This window comes from Myxococcus sp. XM-1-1-1, from assembly GCF_020037095.1.
Lineage (GTDB): Bacteria > Myxococcota > Myxococcia > Myxococcales > Myxococcaceae > Myxococcus > Myxococcus fulvus.
Window position 1 is genome coordinate 36,803 of sequence record NZ_JAIQDH010000025.1, and the last position, 23,363, is coordinate 60,165.

General features: G+C 69.8%; 20 protein-coding genes. 7 read left to right on the forward strand and 13 right to left on the reverse strand.

Features of this window, described 5'->3' with window-relative positions; all coding sequences use genetic code 11:
- Positions 1 to 116: 116 nt before the first annotated feature.
- Complete coding sequence (gene dacB / locus K8640_RS34975; RefSeq protein ID WP_223751042.1) at positions 117 to 1,604, reverse strand: D-alanyl-D-alanine carboxypeptidase/D-alanyl-D-alanine-endopeptidase; 1,488 nt, start codon at positions 1,602 to 1,604, stop codon at positions 117 to 119.
- Positions 1,605 to 1,706: 102 nt separating this feature from the next.
- Here dacB and K8640_RS42705 point away from each other — a divergent pair, with 102 nt between their 5' ends.
- Entirely contained in the window at positions 1,707 to 1,829 is a 123-nt protein-coding gene (locus K8640_RS42705; RefSeq protein WP_255653719.1) for a hypothetical protein, read from the forward strand.
- On the opposite strand, the gene K8640_RS34980 is transcribed toward K8640_RS42705, so the two are convergent.
- Together K8640_RS34980 and K8640_RS34985 are read right to left on the reverse strand one after the other, a co-directional pair.
- On the reverse strand, positions 1,830 to 3,776 hold the full coding sequence (locus tag K8640_RS34980; protein WP_223751043.1) for a sulfatase-like hydrolase/transferase: 1,947 nt from the start codon (positions 3,774 to 3,776) through the stop codon (positions 1,830 to 1,832).
- A gap of 199 nt (positions 3,777 to 3,975) precedes the next feature.
- Positions 3,976 to 6,096, reverse strand: coding sequence for a DUF4114 domain-containing protein (locus K8640_RS34985; RefSeq protein WP_223751044.1), 2,121 nt, complete (start codon positions 6,094 to 6,096; stop codon positions 3,976 to 3,978).
- Between the two features lie 201 nt (positions 6,097 to 6,297).
- On the opposite strand from K8640_RS34985, the gene rdgC reads away from it, so the two are divergent.
- Both rdgC and K8640_RS34995 read left to right on the forward strand, forming a co-directional pair.
- Positions 6,298 to 6,948 (forward strand): recombination-associated protein RdgC, encoded by a 651-nt coding sequence (rdgC, locus tag K8640_RS34990; protein ID WP_141322884.1) that lies wholly within the window; start codon positions 6,298 to 6,300, stop codon positions 6,946 to 6,948.
- A complete protein-coding gene (locus K8640_RS34995; RefSeq protein ID WP_141322863.1) occupies positions 6,935 to 7,624 on the forward strand; it encodes a hypothetical protein in 690 nt (229 codons plus the stop codon). Before rdgC ends, K8640_RS34995 begins: the two co-directional genes overlap by 14 nt.
- Positions 7,625 to 7,669: 45 nt before the next feature.
- Here the strand turns inward: K8640_RS34995 and K8640_RS35000 are convergent, their stop codons facing one another.
- Both K8640_RS35000 and K8640_RS35005 read right to left on the reverse strand, forming a co-directional pair.
- Entirely contained in the window at positions 7,670 to 8,536 is an 867-nt protein-coding gene (locus K8640_RS35000; protein ID WP_223751045.1) for a hypothetical protein, read from the reverse strand.
- Positions 8,537 to 8,577: 41 nt separating this feature from the next.
- Positions 8,578 to 9,018: a hypothetical protein gene (locus tag K8640_RS35005; protein ID WP_223751046.1), complete on the reverse strand. Its 441-nt coding sequence runs from the start codon at positions 9,016 to 9,018 to the stop codon at positions 8,578 to 8,580.
- Between the two features lie 130 nt (positions 9,019 to 9,148).
- On the opposite strand from K8640_RS35005, the gene K8640_RS35010 reads away from it, so the two are divergent.
- Positions 9,149 to 10,189, forward strand: coding sequence for a cupin-like domain-containing protein (locus K8640_RS35010; RefSeq protein WP_223751047.1), 1,041 nt, complete (start codon positions 9,149 to 9,151; stop codon positions 10,187 to 10,189).
- A gap of 15 nt (positions 10,190 to 10,204) precedes the next feature.
- Here the strand turns inward: K8640_RS35010 and K8640_RS35015 are convergent, their stop codons facing one another.
- A complete protein-coding gene (locus K8640_RS35015; RefSeq protein ID WP_223751048.1) occupies positions 10,205 to 10,372 on the reverse strand; it encodes a hypothetical protein in 168 nt (55 codons plus the stop codon).
- 117 nt (positions 10,373 to 10,489) lie between these two features.
- Between K8640_RS35015 and K8640_RS35020 the strand changes: the two genes are divergently transcribed.
- Both K8640_RS35020 and K8640_RS35025 read left to right on the forward strand, forming a co-directional pair.
- Entirely contained in the window at positions 10,490 to 11,485 is a 996-nt protein-coding gene (locus K8640_RS35020; protein ID WP_223751049.1) for a cupin-like domain-containing protein, read from the forward strand.
- The gene (locus K8640_RS35025; protein ID WP_223751050.1) at positions 11,482 to 12,219 is read left to right on the forward strand and encodes a hypothetical protein; all 738 of its coding nucleotides are present in this window, start codon (positions 11,482 to 11,484) and stop codon (positions 12,217 to 12,219) included. Before K8640_RS35020 ends, K8640_RS35025 begins: the two co-directional genes overlap by 4 nt.
- On the opposite strand, the gene K8640_RS35030 is transcribed toward K8640_RS35025, so the two are convergent.
- The 3 genes from K8640_RS35030 to K8640_RS35040 form a co-directional block, all read right to left on the reverse strand.
- Entirely contained in the window at positions 12,188 to 12,586 is a 399-nt protein-coding gene (locus tag K8640_RS35030; protein ID WP_223751051.1) for a hypothetical protein, read from the reverse strand. The genes K8640_RS35025 and K8640_RS35030 overlap by 32 nt on opposite strands.
- An 8-nt stretch (positions 12,587 to 12,594) precedes the next feature.
- Positions 12,595 to 13,866 (reverse strand): hypothetical protein, encoded by a 1,272-nt coding sequence (locus K8640_RS35035; protein ID WP_223751052.1) that lies wholly within the window; start codon positions 13,864 to 13,866, stop codon positions 12,595 to 12,597.
- Between the two features lie 82 nt (positions 13,867 to 13,948).
- Positions 13,949 to 16,714, reverse strand: a complete 2,766-nt coding sequence (locus K8640_RS35040) for a CHAT domain-containing protein (protein WP_223751053.1) — start codon at positions 16,712 to 16,714, stop codon at positions 13,949 to 13,951.
- Between the two features lie 182 nt (positions 16,715 to 16,896).
- Here K8640_RS35040 and K8640_RS35045 point away from each other — a divergent pair, with 182 nt between their 5' ends.
- The gene (locus K8640_RS35045; protein WP_223751054.1) at positions 16,897 to 17,856 is read left to right on the forward strand and encodes an FAD-dependent oxidoreductase; all 960 of its coding nucleotides are present in this window, start codon (positions 16,897 to 16,899) and stop codon (positions 17,854 to 17,856) included.
- On the opposite strand, the gene K8640_RS35050 is transcribed toward K8640_RS35045, so the two are convergent.
- From K8640_RS35050 to K8640_RS35065, 4 genes are all read right to left on the reverse strand, one after another.
- Positions 17,835 to 18,719 (reverse strand): hypothetical protein, encoded by an 885-nt coding sequence (locus K8640_RS35050; protein ID WP_223751055.1) that lies wholly within the window; start codon positions 18,717 to 18,719, stop codon positions 17,835 to 17,837. The two genes, K8640_RS35045 and K8640_RS35050, sit on opposite strands and share 22 nt — an antisense overlap.
- Positions 18,720 to 18,936: 217 nt before the next feature.
- Complete coding sequence (locus K8640_RS35055; RefSeq protein WP_223751056.1) at positions 18,937 to 19,632, reverse strand: hypothetical protein; 696 nt, start codon at positions 19,630 to 19,632, stop codon at positions 18,937 to 18,939.
- 272 nt (positions 19,633 to 19,904) lie between these two features.
- Complete coding sequence (locus K8640_RS35060; RefSeq protein WP_223751057.1) at positions 19,905 to 20,870, reverse strand: WD40 repeat domain-containing protein; 966 nt, start codon at positions 20,868 to 20,870, stop codon at positions 19,905 to 19,907.
- A 60-nt stretch (positions 20,871 to 20,930) separates the two neighbouring features.
- Positions 20,931 to 23,339 (reverse strand): hypothetical protein, encoded by a 2,409-nt coding sequence (locus K8640_RS35065; protein ID WP_223751058.1) that lies wholly within the window; start codon positions 23,337 to 23,339, stop codon positions 20,931 to 20,933.
- Positions 23,340 to 23,363: the final 24 nt, after the last annotated feature.

Sequence of the window (23,363 nt, forward strand, 5' to 3'; positions counted from 1 at the left end):
ACCTCCTGGGGTGGGTTCCGGCCAGGGGAATGCCGCGAGGGGCCGGGTGTTGCCTCGGATTGCCTCCAGGCGCGCGGCGCGTCAGGCGCGCCGGGAATACCGGCCGTTCCCGCCTTCTATGGCGCGCGCAGCGGCAGCTCCACGAGGGCCGCGGCGAAGCGGTCGAACGCCTCGTTGGCGGGCAGCGCGGTGGCCTCGTCCATGTTGCCCAGCATCAGCGCGAAGACGACGCGCGGGTGCTCGGCGTCCCCGGGGCGCTCCACCACGCCCGCGAAGCACTTCTGTCCGGACAGGGTGCCCGTCTTCGCGCGGATGCGGCCTGCGGTGACGGGCGTCACCGGGCGGTTGGCGAGCGTGCCGTCCACGCCCGCCACGGGCAGGCTGTCCACCAGCGCCGCGCCATACGGCTCGCGCAGGCTGGTGAAGAGCACGCGCGCCAAGCCCCGCGCGGTGGCCAGGTTGTAGCGCGACAGGCCGCTGCCATCGACGGGGCGCAAATCACGGGCGGGGATGCCTCGGCGGGTGAGCTCCTCGGCCAGCGCGGTGCGCAGGTTCGCGTAGCCCTCCGCGCCGCCGCGCTCACGGGCGAAGCGCAGGCCCAGCCGCTCCGCATAGAGGTTGAGCGACTCCTTGTTGGTGACCTTCACCAGCTCGGACAGGGGCGGGCTGGCCAGCGTGACGAGCGGCTCGGGGACGGGCGGACGCAAGGGGGCGGGGGCCTCCAGCGTGAAGGGCAGGCGCGGCACGCCTCGCTTGAGCAGAGCCTCCTCGACACACGCGGCGAAGAGCACCTGGGGCTCGTCCACGGAGAGCCGCACGTTGGCCGTGCGCGGACACTGGTTGACGGGCGAGCGCCACACACAGCGAACGCCCGGAGCGCCGCGCTGACGGGTGCAGGAGAGGTTGGCGCGCTCCGCGTTCGGGTCCACGCGCACGACGGTGGAGAGCGTGGCGAAGGCGGGCGTGAGCTGGACGTGGGGCGGCTGCGCGCAGTCCGCGCCCTCGGGACGGGAGAGCGCGAGGTCCACCACGTTCTCGCGGAAGACGAAGGGCGTGGGCGCCGCGCTGTAGGCGTACGCGACATCATCCCAGGCCCAGCCGGGGCCGAAGGGAACGTCGTCGTCGATGCCGCGCACGCGCACCTGTCCCTTCCACTGCCGCACGCCCTTCGCCTGGAGCGCGTCGGCCACCTGCTCACAGGCGAGCGCTGTCTCGGGGAAGCGCCACGAGCCCAGGGACGGGTCTCCCGACGAGTCCACCACGAGGTCGCCGAGGAACAGCCCGTCGGTCAGCGTGCCCTCCAGCGTCACCGGCGTCTGGAAGCGATAGTCCGCGCCCAGGGCGGAGAGGACGGATGCGGTGGAGACGACCTTCATCGTCGACGCGGGGAGCAGCCGCACGTGCTCGCGGTGGGCATACAACGGCTCGCCCGTCGTCGCGTCCAGCACGAAGGCGCTCGCCAGCGCACCCTCGTCCTCCAGCGTGGCGAAGAGCGAGCTCGCCACCGAGCTCACGGTGGGCGTCGCGGGATGTCGGGTGTGACGGCAGCCGACGGGCAGGGCGGCGGCGGCCAGGACGAGACAGAAGGAGAGGGCGCGGCTCATCACGGGCGCCACGCTAACGCCCACGACCTGGGGTGTCATGTGGCGCGACGGGCCCCGCGGGTCGCTGCGGCACCCCGGCCGTCCGGTATCCGACCCGGCCCGGTGACCTGTCGGGCGGACGCGTCCGGCGCCGAGCAGTCGACGAAGGGGGTCACCCGCCACCGGCTCGAGGACGGCGTCTACTCCGAGCTCGAGCCGGTGGGCGCCGCCGCCGCGTCCGAGTGACTACGAGGCGGGCCAGGGCGACAGCTTCTCCGCCTCGTACTTCAGGAGCAGCGCGTGCGTCTCGCGCGCGGCGGACTCGACCTCCCCGGGGGAGAGCCCGGGGGGCAGCTTGGGGACGAGGGTGGGGAACGGGCCGTCGAAGACGAGCAGGTTCTCCAGCTCCAGCGCGTCATTCTGCAAGTCATACAGCTCCCACTGGTCCGCGTGCTCGCCCGACGGGTCGAACGTCCGCGACAGCTTCCAGCGCGGCGTGCGCACGCAGCGCACGTGGTTGGGCTGGCACACCGGCCCCGGCGCGAGCCACGGCAGATGCCCCGCGCGCGTGGTGCCTTCGCGAAGCGCCTCCACCGAGCGCACGAACACCGAGTAGATGGCCTCGTCGTGAATCTGGTGCGGGTCGCCGGTGCGCGGCAGGGGCTCGGTGATTTCGTCGTCCGTGATGAAGAGCACGCCCTGACGGGCCGTCCCGTCCTGCTCCGTCACCGTGTCCGCGGTGCCCTGCACCAGCGGGCTCAGGTCCGCGCCGACGAACGGCGGCACGGGGTGATGCAGGCGCAGGTCCGTGCGGATGGCGTCGACCTCTCCCGATGACAGGCCCGCGAGCCCCAGCAGCGTGGGCAGCACGTCCACGTGGCTGGTGAGCGCCTCGTGCTGACGCGTCTGGGGACGTTCCTTCTCCAGCGGCATCCGCACCACGAGCGGCACGTGCAGCGCCTCCTGATAGGCGGTGTGCCACTTCTCCATCATGTAGCCGTGGGAGCCGGCGTACTCACCGTGGTCCGAGAGGAAGACGACGATGGTGTTCTTCGCGAGGCCACATTCATCGAGCGTGCGCAGCACGCGCTCGATGTGTCCGTCCACCAGGTGGATGAGCCAGGTGTAGTACTGGTTGAAGCGCAGCGTGGACTCGTCCGGGGCGGCGGTGAGCTGGAAGGGGATGCCCGAGTTGAGCGTGACGGCGACGGGGTCGATGGACTCCTTCGCCTGGTGCATCGCGAGCCCCGTCTTCGCCGCGAGCGCGAGCCCCATCTTGTACGCGTAGTCGCGCTGACAGGTGGGCTTGTTGGCCAGCGAGTCATGCACGTTGGGCGGCAGGTGCGAGTTCTCCTGCGGGAAGCCCATCGGATTGAGCGGGAGCGTCCAGCTGCCCGCGACGGGCGTCGCCGACTGGCTGTGCTGACCGGGCACGAGCAGGGGGCCCACGGGACGCGCGTCCGGGTCCATCTGCCTGGGGAGGATGGGATACGTCGCGATGTCGTGCGGGTTGGTGAACGACGCGACGGCGAACCACGGCTGCGGCGTCGTCGACGGTCCGTCGGCGCGGGGCGCCGCATAGGCCTGCTCGGCCAGCGCGCGGTTGTAGGGCTGCCCCAGGCCCATCCTGCGCAGGAAGGTGCACGCGAGGTCCGCGAAGCCCACGTCCCGGAAGGTGCCCAGGTTGTTGACCGAGGACCCGTGGGGCTCCGGATAGGACAGCTCCCAGTCGTCGAAGCCGAGCCGCTTCAGCGAGTGCTCGGGCGGATTGGCGAAGTGACACTTGCCGAAGTAGTGCGTGTGATAGCCGGCCTTCTGGAACCAGTGGCCGATGGTGGGAATCCCCTCCGGCACGAGCCACGGAAAGGCCGCCGCGTCGCCGCTCTTGAAGAGGCCGTCCGTCTGGGTGACGCCCGTGCGCGTGCCGTACTGGCCCGTGTAGATGGCGGCGCGACTGGGGATGCAGGCCGAGGCGGCGATGGTGTGGTTGCGGAAGATGGACGCGTTGCGCCGCAGCGCCGCGAAGCCCGGGAAGAACTTCCGATAGGGATTGTCCTCGCCCCCCTCGTCGATGAACCCCAGGAGGTCCTTGATGCCGGGAAGGAATCCTCCCCCCGCGCCATAGGCGAAGCGCGGGAACATGAGCTGGTCCACCGTCAGCAGCAGGATGTTGGGGCGTGTGGGGTTGTCCATCCCGACGGCGATTGCAGCCACCGTGCCCGGTTGTCCCGGTGCACGCGGGGGCTCGGGAGGACAACCCCGTCGATGCGCCATCGCGCGTCGCAATGGTACGCGTCTGCGTTCATCGCGGACGCGAGGCGGTGCCTGGGAGAGGGGGTGGGAGCCGGACCCGCGAGGCGTCACGACTCCCGCCCCCTCCTTCACGCTCCCGTCATGGCGTGCGCGTCAACTCGTAGCCGATGTCGACGTTGAAGACCTCCGGCTGGCACATGAAGTCCCGCGTGCCGAGCGACGCCTGCCAGCACAGGCTCTGGCCCTGGAAGGTCGAGACATCCATCACCGTCTCCGTCACGCCCGTCGCCAGGGGCGCATGCAGCCAGGTGGGCGTCGGGTTGGGCACGCAGGTGCCCGCCGAGCACACCCTGCAGTCGGGGGAGATGGCGTAGGAGGCGTAGACCTCGCTCGTGGAGGCGCAGTAGGGGCCGAACGCGTCCGACTTCGCCACCCTCACGCGCGAGACGAAGCAGCGCGGGTCCAGGTCCTGGGGCAGGGCGCCGAGCGAGGCGGCGCGCGCGAGGCCCGTGGGCTCCGCCTGCAACTGGAACACGACGTTGGCGAAGTCCCGGTCGCCGCCGCCATTGAGGTCCTCCCAGCCCATCAACCAGCGCCGCGGGTACGCGGGTGTCGAGGCCAGGGCCAGGTGCGGCATGGCGCCGTTCGACGCGGCGGGGACGACCAGCCGCTCCGAGGGGAGCATCATGGCGCCGTACTCGGGCCTGCGCAGCGTGTGCATGCCCAGGTCATCCAGCCAGCCACACATCGGCCGCCCGTTGCCCGGCAGGGCGCACGCGGTGGGCGTCGTGGGGTGCACGCGGTCGCAGGTGTCGCGATAGGTGCAGCCCTGGTTGAACTCGGCCGCGGGGCTGGTGCCTCGCGTGTCCATGTCCAGGTTCCAGGCGGCCTTGGAGAAGAACACGGAGACGGGGGACTGGAGGAACAGGGCGCACCTGCCATCCGGCGACTTCTTCAAGCAGGGGAACGTGATGCCCGTGTCGGCGGGCGCGTGCTTGCTCTCGTAGTAGGTGACGAGGAAGAAGACGATCTCCCGGTGACGGTCGATGGTGCCCAGGGTCATCTTCCGGTCGCGCGGCGTGATGCCGGGGTCGGGGTTCTGGGGATTCGGCAGGCCCTGGGCCGTGTACGCGGAGACGTCATAGTCGGGGATGCCATCCGGCAAGGCCAGCCGGCCGTCCTGGACGGGCCCCATCTGATTGTAGGTGGTCGCGTCCTCGTCGTCGTCCGTGAGGAGGACGGCGAGCCGGCCCAGCCCCTTGAAGTCGTTGTCCGGCAGCGCGGGCTCGAGCAGGTTGGGGATGCGCGCGAAGCGGCCTCGGTCCGAGTAGCCGTTCGGGTGGGCGTCGACGGTCCACTGCCCCACGATGTCCGTGGTGTACGCGGTGTTCCCCTGTCCCGGACGGGGATCCGCCAGCGGCTGACGCCGGAAGGTCGAAAGACAGGTGGACCTCATCGCGAGGTCCGGCTCGCTGTACGCGAAGCCCCCCGAGACGAAACTCCGCGGGCACCGGGGATTCACGCCGATGTAGGGCCGCGCCTGGGGACCGCTGTGCGGCGCGACGTTGTAGAGGTCCTCGTGCAGGTCGGCGATGCCATTGGCATTGGTGTCGAGTAGCTCGTCGTTGGCTCCGACGTACCCGCGCGCCACGAGCTCGTCGTGGTACATCCACCCGAGCGTGTGGCTGGCGACGGCGCTCTTGCGCACCATCTGGAGCGACAGGAACACCGGCTCCTCGAAGATGATGCGCTCCGCGCTCATCGGCCTGTGCGACAGCGCGAGCCGCAGCGAGCCGCTCTCGGAGAGGGTGACGCCGTCCAGGTGACTGAACTGCGAGGCGGCGAAGGGCTTCTGGTAGTCGAGGTACAGGTCACCGCCGACGTTGAAGGTGAAGGCCACCTCGGACGTGAGGCCGTGGCCGTTGGTGATGGCCACCTTCACCGGCGCGCTGCTGGGAGGAAGGCAGTCCGGCGCGGTCCAGGTGACCTCGCTCGTGGTGGCGCCGTGGACGGGCGGCGCCAGGGCTCCCTCCGTGGAGGTCCACGTGAAGGTGAGCGGCGAGCCCTGTGGGTCGCTCGCCGTCACGCCGAGCACCGACGTGCCTCGCGACGGGACCTGCTCGGCGGACTGGGTGGTGCTCTCGACTCGCGGTGGCAGCAGCGCGAGCGAGGCGGGGTCCGCGTGTGCGCTCGTGGCGGCGAGAGACAATAGACAGCCCAGGGCCATCCACCTTGGGGCGGGGCGGGATTGCTGTGGCATGTGCGTCCTGTGGGGTGGCGTGGACCGCCAGGCGCCGTCCACGCGTTGGGGCTGTCACGCCCGGACAGGGGTGACAGCCCGCAGACGCGGGCTTCATCAGAAAATTCTAGAAAGCATGAGAATCCCGGAGAGGGTCCGTCCGAGGAGAGCACCAGGAGTGCCTTGACGAGGTCGCCCGCGCCCCCCATCCTGCCGCGCCCCATGCCAGTCCTACGTGGTGCCGTCACCTTCTCGCGCTTCCGGGTCGAACCGTCGAAGGAAGCGCCTTCCGACATCAAGCGTTCGCTCCCGCGGGGCCTCAAGGCGAACGCGTTCGAGCCCATCGACCGCCGCTCCGAGGATGACCGGGCCGCGGGCTTCGTGGAGCTGGAGAACGCGGACGCCGTCGACTTCTCCGTCGGGCGCGTCTTCTATGGCGAGTACGCGCTGTTCTCGTTCCGCATCGACTCGCTGAAGGTCCCCGCCGCCGCGATGAAGGCGGAGCTGGCGAAGTGGACCACCCAGTTCGAGGCGGAGAACGACCGCCCCGCGTCGCGCGCGGAGAAGACGCAGGCCAAGGCGCAGATCAAGCAGATGCTGCGCACGCGCACCACGCCCCGCACCAACGTGCTGGACGTGAGCTGGAACCAGAACACCCAGCAGCTGCAGATCTGGGCCGCGTCGCGCAAGGTGGTGGAGGAGATCCTCATCGCGCTGGAGAACGCGCTCGGGCTGAAGCTCGTCGCGCTGACGCCGGCGGCCATCGCGCAGGCGTCGGGCATCGACGAGGGGGCCCTGGGGCCCACCGCGGAGCTCATCGGGATGGACCTGCCGGCGGGTGCCGGGGCGGAGGTGGTGCATGGCGAGGCGTGAGCAGGCGCGGGCGGATGCCGCCTTCGCGCGAGGAGACATCGGCGTCGACGGCGCCTCCACGGAGGAGACGAAGGACGTCGCCGAGGTGGAGAAGGGGCAGGCGCGCGAGCAGCTCCTGCGAGGCCGCGCGTACCTGGGCCGCGAGCTCTTGACGTGGATGCTCTGGCGCTCGGAGTCGGGTGACGCGCTGGTGGAGCTGGAGGGCACGGGCGTCAACGTGCTCTTCATGGGTCGCATCATCCTGCGCGGCGTGGCGGGCGACGTCACGGAGCTGAGCGCGAAGGGCACGCTGGCGCCGTACTCGGAGCAGGTGAAGCACGCGCTGGACAAGGGCCTGCTGGTGGCCCAGGCGCGCATCCGCTTCACCCATGGCGAGAAGGAGTACGAGGCCACCATCGACTCGGAGTTCCTCGACATCCGCGCCGCGAAGCTGCCCGCGCTGATGAGCGAGGAGGAGGATGACCAGCTCAGCGAGCGGCTGTTCCTCACCGAGCAGCTCTCCGCGATGGTGGACGCGCTGGTGAACGACTTCCTCAAGGTCCGCGTCGGCAAGACGTGGAGCAAGCAGGTCGTCCCGGCGATGAAGGAGTGGATGCGCGGGGACGAGCAGGGCGCGGATGCGCTCTCCAAGGCCGCGCGTGCCCGGGGCCGCGAGGCCCGTGCCCCCCGGCACTGAGTCCGTCTGAAGTCGGCTTCGTGAGCTCGCCCCGGACCGGCGGGCTCACGGAGCGGGCGGCGCGAGCGCGCGGAAGCCCTCCGCCAGCGCCAGCCCGATGTTCCCCATCAAGTCCTGTCGCGCGTTGACGACGTACAGGTGCGGCGTGAGCGCCCACACCTCGCGGACGATGCGCCGGGGTGGGGGAGGCGGCTGGACGCTCAGCTCCGCTTGCAGCAGCGGCAGCACCTTGTCGGAGAGCCGCAGCGCGGTGTCCATGACGAAGACGCTGACGTGGGGGCGCAGGGCGCGGACGCGGCGGAAGAACGCGCCCACCTCGTCCGGCGCCAGGTGCTTGGGCGGCGAGGACTTCATCTCCAGGTAGACGAGGCGGCCCTCCGCGCTCGCCACCACGTCCAGGTCTCCGCCGACGTCGGGCGCGTGGAACTTCACGCCCGCGGCCACATCGAAGCGCAGTCGCTCGCGCAGCTCGTGCGCGACGTACCACTCCAGCGTGCCGCCGAAGCTCAGGGCGGGGTGGGTGAGGCGGTAGCGGCCGGCCTCCTCGCGCGTGGCGAGGTCCATGGACACCAGGTCCTCGGCGAAGGCGGTGGCGCGGTCCTCCTCGAGGTAGCGGGTGGCCTCCTGGGGCGTGAAGCTGCCGCGCCGGAGGATGGCGCCGCGCAGGAAGAGTCGGAACGCGTAGTGGCCCAGGCGCTCCACCAGCCGCTCCGCGCGGCTCGGGTCCAGGTCGGCGGGGAAGGGCAGGTCGAGCGGCGCGACGGTGGCCTGGAAGCCTCGGCGCGCGAGCATGGCGAGCGGCTCGTTGCCGGGGGGAAGCAGCAGGCGCGACGTGGGCGTGGCGCTGGCCTCGTCCTGCTCCAGCTCACGGGCCGTGGGAAGCTCATCCTCGGAGGGCGGCTGCACCGTCATGACGCCACCCTAGCCCGTATCGGGGCGACAGGTGCGTCAGCCTACTGCACGGGCACGGGGCAGTAGCGCAGGAACTCCGTCACCGGAGGCTGGCAGAGCTGGAGCAGGCGCGCGTCGTCGCCGAAGCTCTTGCCTCGCGCCTGGAGATAGCATGCGGCCGGGTCGTCCTCAGCGGTGGCGAACTGGCAGAGCTGGAGCGCCTGCGCCTGCGTCAGCGAGCCCTGTTCCTGCACGCGCAGGAAGCACTTCGCCGGCGCGGAGGAGCGCGCGCCGCGACACAGCTGGGTGGCCGCGGAGTCGTCCGTCAGCCCGCCCTGGCTCGCGGCCGTGTAGCAGGCGACCTGGGGCGCCACCGCCTCCTCGTCATCATCGTCGTCCTGTGCCAGCCCGCTCGTGGGCGCGAGGGTGAGCAGCCACGCTGTCAGGCCACCCAGGCCAGCGAGCGTGCGGACGAAACGGAACCGGCAGTGGGCTGGTGTCATCGCGTGTCCTCTCGGCCCTCAATCTAGGGAGTGCGCGCGTCGTGCTGTCCCACCGTGCCTCCCGGCCGCTCCAGGACGGTGCGAGCGACGGGGCGCCACGCGCCACGCACGCAGACGCGGATTCGGTAGAGTGGCCCGCGCACGCGACAGCGATGGGGGCATGGTGGACGTCGCTTCATCCAGCCTGGATCCGGAGTGGCGAGCGTGGCTCGCCGAGAACGTCGCGCGAGGCGTGGCCCCGACGCGACTGGTGGACACCCTGGTGTCCGCGGGAGTGCCGCTGTCCGAGGCGCACGCTCACGTCGAGGCCGTCCAGCAGCATCCCGCCGTGTCGATGGGACGTGGCCACCTCACCCGACACGAAGACGTCCTCTCGCTCCTCGACACCCGCGTCGCGCTCCATCGTCAATCCGGTCGACACCGCCACCTGGCGCGTCACACGGACCTCTCCATCCCGGCGCTGATGGAGCGCCACTACCTGGCCCACGAGCCCGTGCACCTCCAGGGCTTCATGCGCGACTGGCCCCTGATGGAGCACTGGCGCCCAGCGTCCCTGGCCCGGCGCTACGGCCACGTGGACGTGGAGGTCATGGCCGGCCGGGAGGCGCGCGTGGACCACGACCTGGACCCGGACGCGTGCCGCGCGGTGATGCGCTTCGAGGAGTTCCTCCGTCGCCTGGAGGAGGGCGGGCCGTCGAACGACCTCTACCTCACGGCGCGCAACTTCGCGCTGGAGCGCGAGGAGCTGCGCGGCCTGCTCGACGACGTGCGCTACCCGTCAGGCCTCCTGCGCGCCTCCGACCGGCCGGGCGCGGTGAAGCTCTGGGTGGGCCCCGCCGGCACGCTGACGCAGCTGCATCACGACCTGGGCACCGTCCTGTTCGGACAGGTGCATGGACGCAAGCGCTTCCGCCTCATCCCCTCGTTCCACACCCACCACGTCTACAGCCACCTGGAGGTGTGGAGCCAGGTCGACGCCGAGCACCCCGACCTCACGCGCTTCCCCCTGTATCGCGAGGCCGACGTGCTCGAAGTCGTGGTGGAGCCCGGTGACATGCTGCTGATTCCCGCGGGCTGGTGGCACTGGGTGCACGCGCTCGACGTCAGCGTGTCCGTCACCTTCCAGGAGTTCGACGTCGCGGGAGGCAACACGTGGTGGAGGCTCGGATGAGGCCCGCGGGCGTCGTCACTTCTTCAGCGGCGGCGTGGTCGGCGGCTCGGTGGGCGTCGTCCTCTCCACGGAGGGAGCGGAATGCCCTCCCGGGTTGGGGACGATGCGCGGCGCCTGCCGCGTGGCCGGGTTGGGCGGAGGATTCGGAACGATTCTTGGAGCAGGTTCCTTGGACGTCGTCATGCCATCCCCAGTGCAACGTGGTTGCCTTCGTGGGTGGTATATCGCACCGCGCGAAACATGACTCGTGACGACAGCGAGACCCTGCCGGCGTCCCTGCGTTCCTGGCTCGCGGAAAACTTGACCGCGGGGGTGGGGTCCGCCCGGCTCGTCGAGGTGCTGCTCACGCTGGGGCTGTCCGAGCCCCGGGCCCACGAGGCCGTGCGCACCATCGCCGAGCACCCCGCGGTGCGTCACGGGCAGCGCTCCGCGCCCCTGCGCGACGAGCTGGAGGCCTTGTTGACGGCGCGCGCCGCGCTGCACGCCCAGCGCCACCCGGGGCCCACGCCCACGGCGGTGGAGCGGTGTCACGGGCTTCCGGCCGAGGACTTCTTCGAGCGCTACTACGCGCGCAACCAGCCCGTCGTCATCGAGGGGCTCCTGGACGAATGGCCCGCACGGACGCGGTGGACGCCGGAGTGGTTGGAGGAGCGCTTCGGTGACGAGCCGGTCGAGGTGATGGCGGGCCGGGACGCGGAGGCGGACCCGGACTTCCACGCCGAGCGCCTGCGCCGCACGTGGCTCCTGCGAGAGCTGGTGACGCACGTGCGCGGGACGCGAGGCTCCGACGACGTCTACCTGGTGGCGCGCAACAGCCTGCTCCTGCGCCCCGCGTTCCGACCGTTGCTCCAGGACCTTCGTCCTCCCGCGGGCTACATCCATCCGGACCTGAGCGCGCCGGACAGCGTGCACCTGTGGTTCGGTCCCGCGGGCACGGTGTCCAACCTCCACCACGACCACCTCAACGTCCTGTTCTGCCAGGTGCTGGGGCGCAAGCGCTTCTGGCTCCTGCCGCCCTGCGAGACGCCCCGCCTCTACAACGACCGGGGGCTCTACAGCGCGGTGGACATCCGCGCCCCGGACCTGACGCGCTACCCCGGCTTCGCGCGCGCCACACTGCATTCGTGTGTGGTGGGGCCGGGAGACACGCTGCTGATTCCGGTGGGCTGGTGGCACGCGGTGGAGGCGCTGGACGTGAGCATGTCGGTGACGTTCGTCAGCTTCGACAGACCCCAGCGCAACGTGGAGTGGCGCGACTACTGGATTGGCCCCAGGCCGGAGAGGGCTCCCCGATGACGGAGGCAGGCAAGCCGGACGTGCTCGCGCCGGAGTGGCGGCGCTGGGTGGTGGAGAACCTGCTGCGAGGCTCCGAGGTCGAGGACCTGGTGGCCGTGCTCTCGCGCGCCGGAGTCGACCCGGAGCTCGCGCGCGCCGCGGTGCACGCGGAGGCGGAGGACCCGTGCTTCCAGGGCGCCGCGCGGGCCGTGGCGATGCAGCGCAAGCTGGAGGGACTGCTCGACCTCTATGGAGACCTCCATCGGCAGTCGGAGGGACACGCGCGCATCGACCGACACGAGCACCTGTCGCCCGGGGACTTCTTCGAGCGCTACTACTTCCAGAACCTCCCCGTGGTGACGCGCTCATCCGTGGGACTGGTTGCCCCGGAGTCCCCCTCGGTCGAGTGGCGGGACGCGCCGGGCGCCGCGCGCGCGTTGACGCCCGTGCGCCGCAACACCTTGCTGTGTCAGGTCCAGGGTCGCGCATGTCTGGAGTTGCTCCCCGCGTATGCGTTGCACCGCGTGTTGGGCGCCAGGTCGTCGGTGCCGGAAGGGGTGCCGCGTCTGGAGGTGGAGCTCCTGCCCGGTGAGCTGCTGCTCCTTCCCGTGGGCTGGTGGTTCACCCATCACTCCCCGGAGGGCGGTGCCGCCACGGTCCACGAGTCCTTCGCCGTGCCCGGGCCCGACGTGTCGTGGACTCCCCGGCCGGAGTCCCGTGAGCCTACGCCGGCTCCTCTCCGCCGCCCCGGTTGAGCAGCCGTCGCGCCATCGCCTTCAGGGCGGGGGAGCCGGGCTCGCGGTCGAGCCGCTCCAGCACGTCCTGGGCACGGTCGATGCGTCCCGCCTGCTCGAGGATCTTCAGCGCCTTGAGCTGGAGCAGCTCCTCCGGTGGCATCGAGTGCGTCGCCGGTGTCTGTCCCCGCATGGGCAGTCGGCCCTTCTGGTTCAGCAGCTCCACCAGCGCGCTCACGTCCTCGCCCTCCAGGGGCGCCGCCGCGAGGGGCTTCGCGGCGTCCTCCAACTCCTCCAAGGCCTCCATCAGCTCTGCCCAGCCGAAGCCTCGCGGCGGGACGTCGCGCTCCGTCACCATCCGCCTGAGCTGCTCGCGTATCGTCGGCATGACAACTCCTAGCGTGTCCACATGATGTCTATCTCTGGGACCTGCTCCGTCCCGACGGTGATGCCGAACGCGTTGCGCTCCAGGTCCACCTCCCAGAGTCGCCCCTGGGCTCGCAGCGTTCCCATGAGGAACGGCAGGGTGGGGTGCAGGTAGCGACGACGCAGCGAGGAGTCCTTCCCCAGTCGGACGGGCCTGCCGTCCGCGGGAGGCAGCGGCATGTCCAGCTCCACCGGCTCGCTGCGGAAGCAGGCGTCGTAGAGGTAGAGCCGGCCGGAGTCCTCCAGGAAGTTCAGGCAGTGGCCGTCATCCCAGCCCGCCATGAAGGCATAGCGGGACTCCACGCGGCCCAGCAGCTCCACCGGCTCGTCCGGCGCGAAGGGGTAGTGCGCGCAGTCCTGGAAGCGGCCGTGCAACCGCGTCAGCCGGCTGGGCTCGGGTTGGTTGATGCCCGGCGCCACCGCCACCATCGCCTCCCAGCGCACCTCGTCCGTGCGCGCGTCCTCCCGAGGCATCAGGTGCAGCGTGCGCCCCTCCAGCCTGACGCCCTGGATGTTGGCCAGCTGCTGGAGCAGCTGATACCAGCCGCCGCACATGCCACCGCCGACCGCCAGCATGTGCCGCACCGTCCACGCCGGCACGCCGTAGCGCAGCCCCGTCTCCGGGAGCCCCCGGAGCACGGCGTCGCAGATGTCCTTGCGCGACTCCAGCCCCGCGCACCAGCGCGAGGACCAGCGCACCAGCGGCGCGTAGGCCCCCGAGACGGGCGCCCCCGTCTCTCCGTGGCGCATCGGCGCGCCCGTGGTGAAGAGCTCGTGCTGGCTGTCCCCGAGGAAGAGGGTGCGCGGGCTGCCGTCCGCGTCCGTCCACTCCGCCACCCATTGGAGCTCCAGCGCGTGGGTCCCGATGTGGTTGGGCAGCGGCCGGTTGAAGGGCACCGGCTCCGCGAGCGTGCTCCAGCCCGCCGTGCGATCCAGGCTCACGGGATGGGGACCGAGCCAGCGGATGCGCGTGCCCGGACTGCCCGGCGTGGAGAGGGCGGGGCCGAAGGCGCTCAGCTCGAAGGAGGAGGGGACGAAGTGGTTGGCGAGCAGGGACACCCGGACGGAGGGGCGCGCGCCTCGCACGTACGCGACGGGCTCGGCGCGATGGTTTCGAATCCACTCCGGCAGCTCGCCCAAGCGGGTGTCCGTGACGGGATTCCAGAGTGGAATCGTGCCGCTGTCCGCGTCACCTCGGTCGAAGTGCAGGCTGTAGATGGCCAGCGGTTCCGCGTGGTGCATGTCCACCTCCCCCTCGCGCGTGCTCCCGGGCACGGCTCTGCTTCACCAGCACCCGCGGCCTCCCCGAAGGCCGTGGGTGGCGCTACTCGTACAGCAAGACCTGGCTCACCCAGGGCGCGCCCTTGACCTCGCGCAGCCAGCGCAGCCGCTCCGCGCGCAAGGCCACCGCCGGCGTGGCGCCGCCGTGGATGCGCTCTCGCACGCCCTGGAAGAAGCGCCCCGCGGAGTCCGGGATGTCCACCGTCGCCGCGAACACCGCGCGCGCTCCGGCGCCCACGAAGGCCTGGGGCAGCGACGACGTCTGATGTAGCAAGGGGGGCAGTCGCGCCGCGCTGCACGCGCCCAGCAGCACCACCGGCGAGCCCTCCAGCTTCACCTGCCGCAGCGCCTCCGAGGTGAGCGCGTAGCGCCCGTCGTACTCGGGGGCCAGCGCGATGACCGGTGCCTCGGACAGGCTGCGGTCCACCACGCCGTGAGCGTGGAACTCGATGTCGGTGGCGCGCGCCATGGCCTCCAGCACGCGCGAGGGCGTGGCCTGCGCGCCCGACAGCTCCATCGACTGACCGACGGGCGCGGGCGTCGACTCCCACGAGGACAGGCGCGCGAGTCCCAGCCCCGCGGGGGTCTCCACGTTGGCCACCACCACGTGCAGCGGAGCCGCGGGCTTCCTGTCGGGCGCGATGGCGGTCCGCGTCGCCACGCGGTAGCTCCACGCCATCTCGGGCGGCAGCAACCCGGCGCGGCTGTCGAGCGGCGGCGCGGCGAGCACGTCCACCTGGGGACAGGGCCTCAGCAGGGCCAGGAGCGACTCCGGCACGAGCCCCGACAGGTCCTCGCCCAGCGGCTCCTTGCGCGAGGCTTCCAGGTGTCCCAGCACCTGACCCCGGGGCCCCAGCGCCACCGCCACCGTGCGCTCGGCCTCCATCGCGGCGATGAGCGCGCACTGCTGGGGCCGTGTCACGCCGAGCTGCCTGGCCACCACGTCCGGCACCTCCTTGAAGGCCCCGGCCTCACCCGCGGTGACGGCCATCGTCTGGTAGGCCACCGCCGCCGCGTCGCGCGCGTCCGCATCGGTGGAGAGGTACGGCTCCGCGTCGCGGATGACGGCGGCGAGCTTCTGGTTGCCGACGCTCCGGTTCAGGAGCAGCTCGAAGCGCGCCTCCACGAGCCGGGCCAGCATCCTTCGCCCGGGTGTCTCGCGGGCCGCGAGGGCCCGGGCCAGCTCCGCGCGAATCTGCTGTTCGTCCTGGGGCTTGCGGTCCAGCCGCATCAGGTCCGTGAGCGTCCACGCGCCGACGAGCCCGACGGTGGGTCCACACTCCTGCGCGCGCACCAGGGCTCGGCGCGCCTCCTGGGGCCGCAGCCGCATCAGCTCCAGGGCCGCCACGTTGCGGTGGACGTAGTTCTTCACGTCACAGGTGTCGGGCGCCCGGGCCAGGTACTCGGCGAGGTAGGCGCGAGCGGCGGCCACGCGGAACTGGAAGCGCGCGGCCTGCGAGAGCGCGCGCAGCGCGGCGGACTCCAGCTCCCACTCGCCCATGGACTGCGCCTCGCGCCAGCTCGCGCGCGCCGCCTCGTCGGCCTCCAGCAGGCGATTGGCGGACGTGGCCCGGTGGCTCACCTTGCGCAAGAGGTCCGCGCAGCGCGGGCGCAGCCGCTTCTCCCGGCACAGCGTGAGCGCGGCCTTGAGCCGCTGGTCCGCCTGCCACGCCTCACCCGCGAGTCCCTCCTGCATCGCGAGCGCGTCCTGGACGAGCAGCTCCACCCAGGGGTCATTCCACTTCCGGGCCAGCGACTCCCATTCGTCGGGAGGGCTCGGCGCGTCGGGGGAACGCAGCTTCGCGCCGAGCAGCAGATCGGCCTCCCCCGAGGCGCGCAGCCGCGTGAGGAGGTCCGCGGAGGCGGCAGCACGCGTCTCGAGGAGCCTGGCGTACTCGGCGGCCAGCGGCGCGCGACGGGTGAAGTCCCGCGCGGCGGTGGCGCGCGTGTACTCGGCCAGCGCCGTGCCGCCGTGGATGCCGTCGAGCAGCTCGGCCAGGGGCAGCAGCGCCGTCACCCGCGCGGAGGAAGGGGCGGTGCGGACGGCGTCATAGAACAGCCCGCGCGCGATGCCGGGATGCTGGCGAGCCTCCTCCAGCGGCACGGGCGCGCGTGCGTCCGTGCTCAGCCGCGTCATGGCCGCGTGGGTGCGCTTCCAGGACTCCATCCGCTGCGTCACGGAGCGCCGCAGCGCGGCCGCCTGCTCGCGGGCCTCCTTGCTCCAGCCCGCCTCGCCCAGCGCGGCCACCTCGTCGAAGACCGAGGCCGACACCAGGTGCAGCCCCATCTCCCGCAGGACGAGCGCCCGGTTCCACAGGGCCTGGGGATGGCGCCCGGATGCCTCCAGCAGCGTGTCGAGTCGCTCCAGCGCGTCGTCATGCCGCCCGAGCAGGAGCAGCGCCACGGCCTGGTCATTGTCCCGGTTCAGGGACGGCTGTGCGTGCTGCAGGTGCGCGAGCCCCTGCTGCGGGTCGCCATGCACCAGATAGGACGCGGCGATGCCGGCGCGGTCTGCCTGCTCCTCCAGCCGCGCCAGCTCTCGCAGTGGCACGGCGACCGAGGCGCGCTCCTCGCGGGGACGCGAGTAGGGACGGTGCACATCCGCGGCGGGGACGGAGAGGCGCGCTTCCAGCGGCCGGGTGCGTGCGTCGGTCAGCCAGAGCAATTCCTGGCGGCGGTGGGCCAGCGGCCCCGAGCGGGCGATGAGGATGGCCGGGAACACGAGCAGCGGGATGAGGTGCCACGCACGCAGGCGAGGGGCGCGTCGCCCTCGAGTGGACTTCCCTGGTGCATCCAGCTCGGCGGCCATCCGCTGGACCCTCCCCGTCACTTCGCGTCCCGGGGCGCGAAGCCAGCACTGCGTTCGTGTGTCTTAAGCCAAAGACGCGGATGTCGACAAACCGTGGAAAATAGAGGCGCGAATCGCACACCGCCTCGCGGATGACGCTGCGGGTCAACCCTGACGTGCCGCGCGCGGTAGGCTGCGGTCCCATGTTCATCGTCGTCCTGGGTGGTGGTGTGTCAGGTCTGACCTGCGGCATCCGCTTGCTGGAGGCGGGGCACACCGTCGAGGTGTGGGCGCGGGAGGTGTCACCGCACACGACGTCGGATGTCGCGGCGGCCGTCTGGTATCCCTACCGCGCCTGGCCGCAGGAGCGCGTCAACGCCTGGGCCAGGAGGACATACACCGTGCTGGCCTCGCTCGCGCACGAGCACCCCGAGGCGGGCATCCTGCAAGTCTCCGGCGTCGAGCTGTTCCGTCGCCACGTGGAGGACCCGTGGTGGCGCGACAGCGTGCCCGACTTCCGCCGCGCGAGGCCGGAGGAGCTGCCGCCAGGATTGTTGGAGGGTTATCACTTCACCGCGCCCGTCATCGAGATGCCGCGCTACCTGCCGTTCCTGATGTCACGGCTGCGCGCGCTGGGCGGAAGGATTGTCCAGCGCGAGGTGCGCTCGCTCGACGAGGCCTGGGCGCGCGCGTCGCTGGTGGTCAACTGCACGGGGCTGGGAGCGCGCGAGGTGGTGGGGGACTCGACGCTCTATCCGGTGCGGGGCGAGGTGCTGCGCGTGTCGCCGCCGCCCACGGACCGCTTCCTCTTCGACGACGAGCACGAGGGCGGCATCGCCTACGTGATTCCTCGCTCGGCCGACTGCATCCTCGGCGGCACGGTGGAGGAGGGGAACGGCTCACTCACTCCGGACCCGGCCGCGGCGCGCGGCATCCTGGCTCGCAACGCGCCGCTGTTGCCGCCGGGCGCGGTGTTCGACGTGGTGGAGCACAAGGTGGGGCTGCGCCCCGGACGACCCACCGTGAGGCTGGAGGCGGAGGTCATCGCGGGGCGCTGGGTGGTGCATGACTACGGACACGGAGGCGCGGGCGTCACGCTTTCGTGGGGTTGCGCGGAGGAGGTGGTGGCGTTGGTCGCCGCTCACCAGACGCAGCTGACGTAGCCCGTCTTGCCGTTGGTGACCTTGAGGTCCGTCCAGCCGGTGGCGTCGTTCTTGGTGAGCGTCACGCCGTCCTCGTAGCCGCCGGTGAAGTCACCGAAGACGCCGCGCAGCAGGCCCACGGTGGAGGCGCCGTTGCACATCTGCACGGTGGCGTTGCCCTCCCACGAGCCATCCGCCACGCCGCCGCCGGGGAAGTCCACGCAGTGCGCGGTGCCGCCCATGTTGGCCGGCTCGCTCGCGTCGTCGGACGACCAGCCCTTGAGCACCCACGCGTCGTAGGACGCGCCGCCGTTGGGCGGGAAGATGGTCTGCTTGCTGACGAGCAGACCCGGCTTGGAGTCACCCTGGTAGTGGAACGTCATGCCGGCGCGCGACCAGATGCTGGTGATGAAGCAGCGGCGATTCGTGTTCACCGGCACGTAGGGGAAGGCACAGCTGAAGGACGTGCACTCCGACCAGCTCATGGACACGCGGTTGGCGGTGTTGGCGATACAGGTCGCCTCGCCCACCACGCCCGTGCCGATGCCGTCGCGCGTCTTGAGCTTCCAGCGGCCGCCCTCCTCGTACACGCCGACGCTGGAGATGGGGTTGTAGGGGTGGGCGGACTGGCCCTTGAGGTTTCCGCGCACGCCCGTGAGGAAGCACGTCTGGGTGTTGGAGGGACCCAGGTCCAGGTCCGGGCCGCTGTTGCCCGGCGTGCCCCAGCCCCAGCGTCCGGTGACGACGAGGCCCTGCTTCGCCTCGCCCAGTTCCTCCATCGCCGGGGTGTTCTCCGGCGTCTGCGCCACCTCCATGCCCTCGCCGCAGGCCACGGCGAGCAGGGTGAGCGGCAGGGTCCACAGCAGGTTCGTTCCACGCGTCATGATTCAGTGCCTTTCCAGTCGAGTGCTTCGCCGGGGGTTCAATCCCGGTGTCGCTGGCTGGAACGGACCTTCGCGCGGATATTCCCGCGGCATTTTCCGCCGTCAGGCGTTGGCGCGCAGCACGCCGCCGAAGCCCCGCTCCTGGTCTCATGCTCCTGCCCCCAGGCCGGGCTCATGAATCCAGCCTGAGCCCGTGCAAACACCCCGTACTCCCGGCCTACAGACAACTACCCGCGTTGGCAAAGTCCGGGTAGCACTGCGCCCCGAACATGCGGACGGCGGTGAACGCCACATACCGCCGCCATTCGGGCCGCTGCCGCATCCGGATTTCGAACCTCACCTCAATGTTTGGCGGCAGCATCGCCTCCACCTCACCGTAGAAGAAGACGGCCAGCGGCAGGTTTCGGACCGCGGCGTCAGTCCACGCCGTGCCGTTGAAGGTCTGCAGTGCGAGCACGACCTCGTCCTGGACCGCAGGCCGCAGGTCTCCAGGGCCTATCTCGAACTGCACCGAGCCGCGCACCTTCCCATTCTGGATGTTCGCGAAGAAGCCAGTGACGTGGCCCAGGACCTGATAGCTTGTGCCTTGCGCAAGCACCGAGTCGAGATAGGGAACGTGAGACTCCAGGATGTTGTATAGCGCGTTGCCGCCTCCCCAGTTCATCGTGGCGGGACTCGGCCCACTCCTTGACCGAATAAGCCAGCCAACGTCCGGGGGCGAATAAGTCTCCCAGTTGGACGGCACGAACGCGAGGTTCCAGATGGGCAGCTCGATTTCGTACCCGTGGGTGCCCGGCACGTTTGCGGCCTGCTCCACGACTGAGACAGGCTCAGCCGTCCCGTCGGCCGACTGCGGTCCCTCACCACAACCCAACAGCGACAATACACACAGCAGCGATACGACCTGTCTCACGTCCCAGTTCCTTTCCATAGATCAAGCATGATGAATCCTTCGCCACAAAGGAGATGTCAATACTCCAGGCACCCTGGGGCAGAACTCTTTTGTGCGTGCCGTGCCGAATAGTTCACAACGATGATGAAGCAATTAAATGACATTTCATGAGGCAGCAGTCACGCATCGCGACGCAATCGCATAGGCATACCCATGCGCCAGAGCCCCCTGCGACGCCACTGGCGGAGCGCCTGCCCCGGCTTCACTTGTGAGTGCGGGACGGTAGTGTAGAATTACGCTTTAACACCCCACAGCCCCACCTGCGCCGAGCCCTCGCCCCAGGCGATAAACCGCCCGTCCGGGGAGAAGACTGCGGCGCTTGCCTGTGAATCGTCCTCGTCCGAATGGGCGTAGAGGCGCATGCCCCCGTCTGTCCTTAGCACGACGAAGGCGCCCGTATCAGCACCGACGGCGAGCAGAGAGCCGTCGAAATTGAAGCTCACGCGCCAGGCTCCAGCGGGCGGGCCCTTGCAGGTTCCTACAACCTTCATACTCATCACGTCGACCAGGACGATCTCTCCCGTCGACGTCCCTGCGGCGAGCAGGTTGCCCGTCGGAGCAAAGGCCACTGCCCAGACATAGGAAGCCTGCACGGAGATGGCCCCGCGAGAGGCCCCGGTTCCCACGTCCCAGAGGCGAATCGAGCCCTGGGTGCCGTTCTCGCCCCGGTCATCCGCCGCACCTGCGGCCGCCAGCGTCGCATCGGGCGAAAGGGCGCAGCCGTAGAGCAGCGTGGAGACAGGTTCTAGGTCCCGGAGGGGCCGCCAGTGGGCAACATCCCAGAGGCGGAGATCTCCAATTACCCCTGCTACCAGCAGGAGGTCTCCCTGGCGCGACAGGTCGATCCCCTGGGTGGTCAGTCCAAGAGGGGCAGAGCGCAGCGCCCCGCCGTTGGCCGCAGACCATGCCTGGAGTTGCCCTCCGATAGTGACCGACATGACTGTCTGAGCATCCGGGAGGACCACCGCCGCGAGCCCGCCCGGAAGGTACTGGACGGATCGAGGACGTGGAGATTCGTCCTGGAGGTCCCACCAGCGGAGTCGCCCCTTGCCGCCCTGCTCCATGGAGACGAGCAGGCGTGACCTGGCGTCGAAGGCCAGTAACTGCCCCCGATAGGTCGGATGGAGGGTCCGCTCTCCCAGTTGTCGCAGCCGAATAAGTTGCTTCGCGTTCTGGGAGGTCACAATTCGAGGAGACATGGTCGCAAAGCCCGGGCCAGCTGAAAGCTGGCCCGGGTCCATCAAGAGGCACAGCAGAAACTACGGGATGATCTCAATATGCACAGCGTAGCTCCAGGGCTTGAGCAGGGCCTCAAGCTCTGCTCCCATCTCCTTGACTTGGAGGACGTGAATGCCCGTCTGCTTGCTGAACCACTGCGCCATATAGTTCTTGGCCTCGCTCGGGCCCAGCGGAGACAGCATGCCGTCGTCCGCGATCTTCACCACCGTGTCGCTGTTGCCGTAGGTCCCCTGGCTCTCGACGATCTCCTTCTTGACCTGCGGGTACGGATTCTTGGGAGTGCCTACCATGTCGATGCGGATAAGGGAGTGGTCCGGGTGCATCCAGATCTCCTGCCCGCGATCGAGCACTGGTAAGTTGCTCCACCCGACAATCTTATCGTTCATGTCGCGAACGGGAGATCCAAAACCGCTGGACCGCAGCATTTCCTGAACCTCCGCCCGGCTCCGCTTGTAGACGGACGGCAGTCCCTGGGCGGCAAGTCCCTTGGTCTTTGCCAACTCCACCCACACTGCGTCCACCTTGAGCATCGTCCGCTCGGAGGCGGCCTGGAGCCCGCGCCCCTTGAGATACGGCGCAAGCACCTTCACGGCTTCGTCCTTCATCGTCTTGTCCAGCAGCTTGAGGATCTGCTGGCCGGTGATGCCATCCAGGTGCTCGAGGACTCCCTCGCTCAGCCTTGCGACCAGGGCCTGCCGCTGCTCCTTGGTGAGGTCGGAGCAGCTGTCGATGAAGCCGCCAATCTTGGCCATGGGGACCGCGCCCAGGCCGATGCCTACTGTGTTCCCGACGATCCGCCAGAACTGCCCGCTGCCGATGATCAGACCCATGCCCGAGGCCATGCGGTCACTCACCGAGAGCTCGGCACCCCACGGATTGCAGAGCTCCTTACCAGTGACGACCTCGCACAGGTCCACGAAGTCTCCCGCCGGACTGAGCGAGATTGCGACGGTGGCCGCAATCTTCGCGGCCGTGGCGGCGCCATCCAGCAGGCGGTTGAGCGTGGTGGGAATTGTCGGGTCTTCCGCCGCGACGCCTTCGTTCATTGCCTGGTAGCCGCCGTGGAGCGCTTCCAGGCTATCGAGCACCAGGTTCTGCTGCGCTGTCGCCGTGCCTTGCCAGAGGTTGAGGTTGTTCTTGAGCGCGTATGCCTGGGCGGACGTGTCACCGCGTTGTTCCAGCATTGCGACGAAGGCCTTGGTGGTCTCTCGCACGGGGGTGTCGCGGAACCAGTCGCCCTCCCCCATGTACACTTGAATTTCCGCCAGCACAGACTGCTGGGCGTTGAGGAAGGCGCCCCACTCCTCCGTGGACACACCCACTCGCGACTTCAGCCCCCGCTCGAAGACGTCCTGGTTGAAGCGCCACAGGCGCACCACGGACAGGAATCCCTGACGGTCCACCACCACGCCACTGCTGACCGTCCGGTGCAGTTCCACGATGATCTGATCCGCGAATGCCCGGTACGGGTCATTGTTTGGGTCGAACGGGTCTCCAGAGCTGACGTCCGGCGCCTCCACCTCGCTCACCTGTTCATCGTTCAGGTCTGGTGAGTAGGTGTCCGGATTGTCCAGATCCACGCCGCCGGTGGGCTGTGTAGGCAGGGTGTAGCGGTCCAGCAAGTCCACCTGTCCGCGGAAATCCGCGACGATGCGGTCAATCTCCGCGCGCAGCTCGCTGATGCTCGTCTTCAGGTCCTTGAGGAACTGGACCAGTCGCTCACGGACTGAGGAGGGGACGGTGTTGTACTTCTCAATGAGTGTCCGCAGCTCGGCATCGGTGATGGAGTCCAGCGAGCGGCTCATCAACTGCTTGAGCTCATCTTGGAGGGCCGTGAGCTGGGCGGCCTGCGCTCGTGCCGAGTCGAGGGAGTCGCTGAGGCGGCTTAGCCGGTCCAACTCGCGGATCAGCTCCACCTCGAGCGAGGCCAGGCTGGAGGCCAGGGTGGGGTTGATCTCGCTCAGCTGCAGCGCGACGTTGGCCACGCCGGTGAAGGGCTTGCCATCACGGACAATGTAGAAGAGGCGCCGCTCCTGCAGGCCGGCCGAGTTCAGGTTGACGATGTTCTCGGCGAGGGTGCAGTAGTCGTTGCCGCCCTGAGTGTAGACGTTGAAGAAGAAGTCGTTGGAGCCCCAGCGCAGCAGGCTGCCACCGAAGTCCGCCCGGAAACGGTTGAACTCGTCCCTGTTCGGCCGGCGGACGAAGGCCCCCGCGACGGTGTATGTCGGGATGGGGATGCCATTGACCTGGAAGAAGGCGTCTCCCTCGTTGACGATGGATGCGGAGGCACAGCTCTGCTGACTGACGTACGACACGGCCTGCCAGTCGATGCGGTACTGACGTGCCAGGCTTTGCGCCGAGGCCTGCCATGGTGTGACACCAAGCGCGGCCACGACGAGGGTCGCGCACAAGGTCCAGATGCGTTTCATGAAAGGAGTTCTCCAGAGGCTTTG

Excerpts from the sequence above, each read along its gene's own strand:
- K8640_RS35050 (WP_223751055.1), bottom strand. The coding sequence starts at position 18,719 with ATGACGCGTGGAACGAACCTGCTGTGGACCCTGCCGCTCACCCTGCTC.
- K8640_RS35025 (WP_223751050.1), top strand. The coding sequence starts at position 11,482 with ATGACGGAGGCAGGCAAGCCGGACGTGCTCGCGCCGGAGTGGCGGCGC.
- K8640_RS35045 (WP_223751054.1), top strand. The coding sequence starts at position 16,897 with ATGTTCATCGTCGTCCTGGGTGGTGGTGTGTCAGGTCTGACCTGCGGC.
- K8640_RS35005 (WP_223751046.1), bottom strand. The coding sequence starts at position 9,018 with ATGACACCAGCCCACTGCCGGTTCCGTTTCGTCCGCACGCTCGCTGGC.
- K8640_RS35035 (WP_223751052.1), bottom strand. The coding sequence starts at position 13,866 with ATGCACCACGCGGAACCGCTGGCCATCTACAGCCTGCACTTCGACCGA.
- dacB (WP_223751042.1), bottom strand. The coding sequence starts at position 1,604 with ATGAGCCGCGCCCTCTCCTTCTGTCTCGTCCTGGCCGCCGCCGCCCTG.
- K8640_RS35030 (WP_223751051.1), bottom strand. The coding sequence starts at position 12,586 with ATGCCGACGATACGCGAGCAGCTCAGGCGGATGGTGACGGAGCGCGAC.
- K8640_RS34985 (WP_223751044.1), bottom strand. The coding sequence starts at position 6,096 with ATGCCACAGCAATCCCGCCCCGCCCCAAGGTGGATGGCCCTGGGCTGT.
- K8640_RS34980 (WP_223751043.1), bottom strand. The coding sequence starts at position 3,776 with ATGGACAACCCCACACGCCCCAACATCCTGCTGCTGACGGTGGACCAG.
- K8640_RS35040 (WP_223751053.1), bottom strand. The coding sequence starts at position 16,714 with ATGGCCGCCGAGCTGGATGCACCAGGGAAGTCCACTCGAGGGCGACGC.
- K8640_RS35000 (WP_223751045.1), bottom strand. The coding sequence starts at position 8,536 with ATGACGGTGCAGCCGCCCTCCGAGGATGAGCTTCCCACGGCCCGTGAG.
- K8640_RS35065 (WP_223751058.1), bottom strand. The coding sequence starts at position 23,339 with ATGAAACGCATCTGGACCTTGTGCGCGACCCTCGTCGTGGCCGCGCTT.
- K8640_RS35015 (WP_223751048.1), bottom strand. The coding sequence starts at position 10,372 with ATGACGACGTCCAAGGAACCTGCTCCAAGAATCGTTCCGAATCCTCCG.
- rdgC (WP_141322884.1), top strand. The coding sequence starts at position 6,298 with ATGCCAGTCCTACGTGGTGCCGTCACCTTCTCGCGCTTCCGGGTCGAA.
- K8640_RS35060 (WP_223751057.1), bottom strand. The coding sequence starts at position 20,870 with ATGTCTCCTCGAATTGTGACCTCCCAGAACGCGAAGCAACTTATTCGG.
- K8640_RS34995 (WP_141322863.1), top strand. The coding sequence starts at position 6,935 with ATGGCGAGGCGTGAGCAGGCGCGGGCGGATGCCGCCTTCGCGCGAGGA.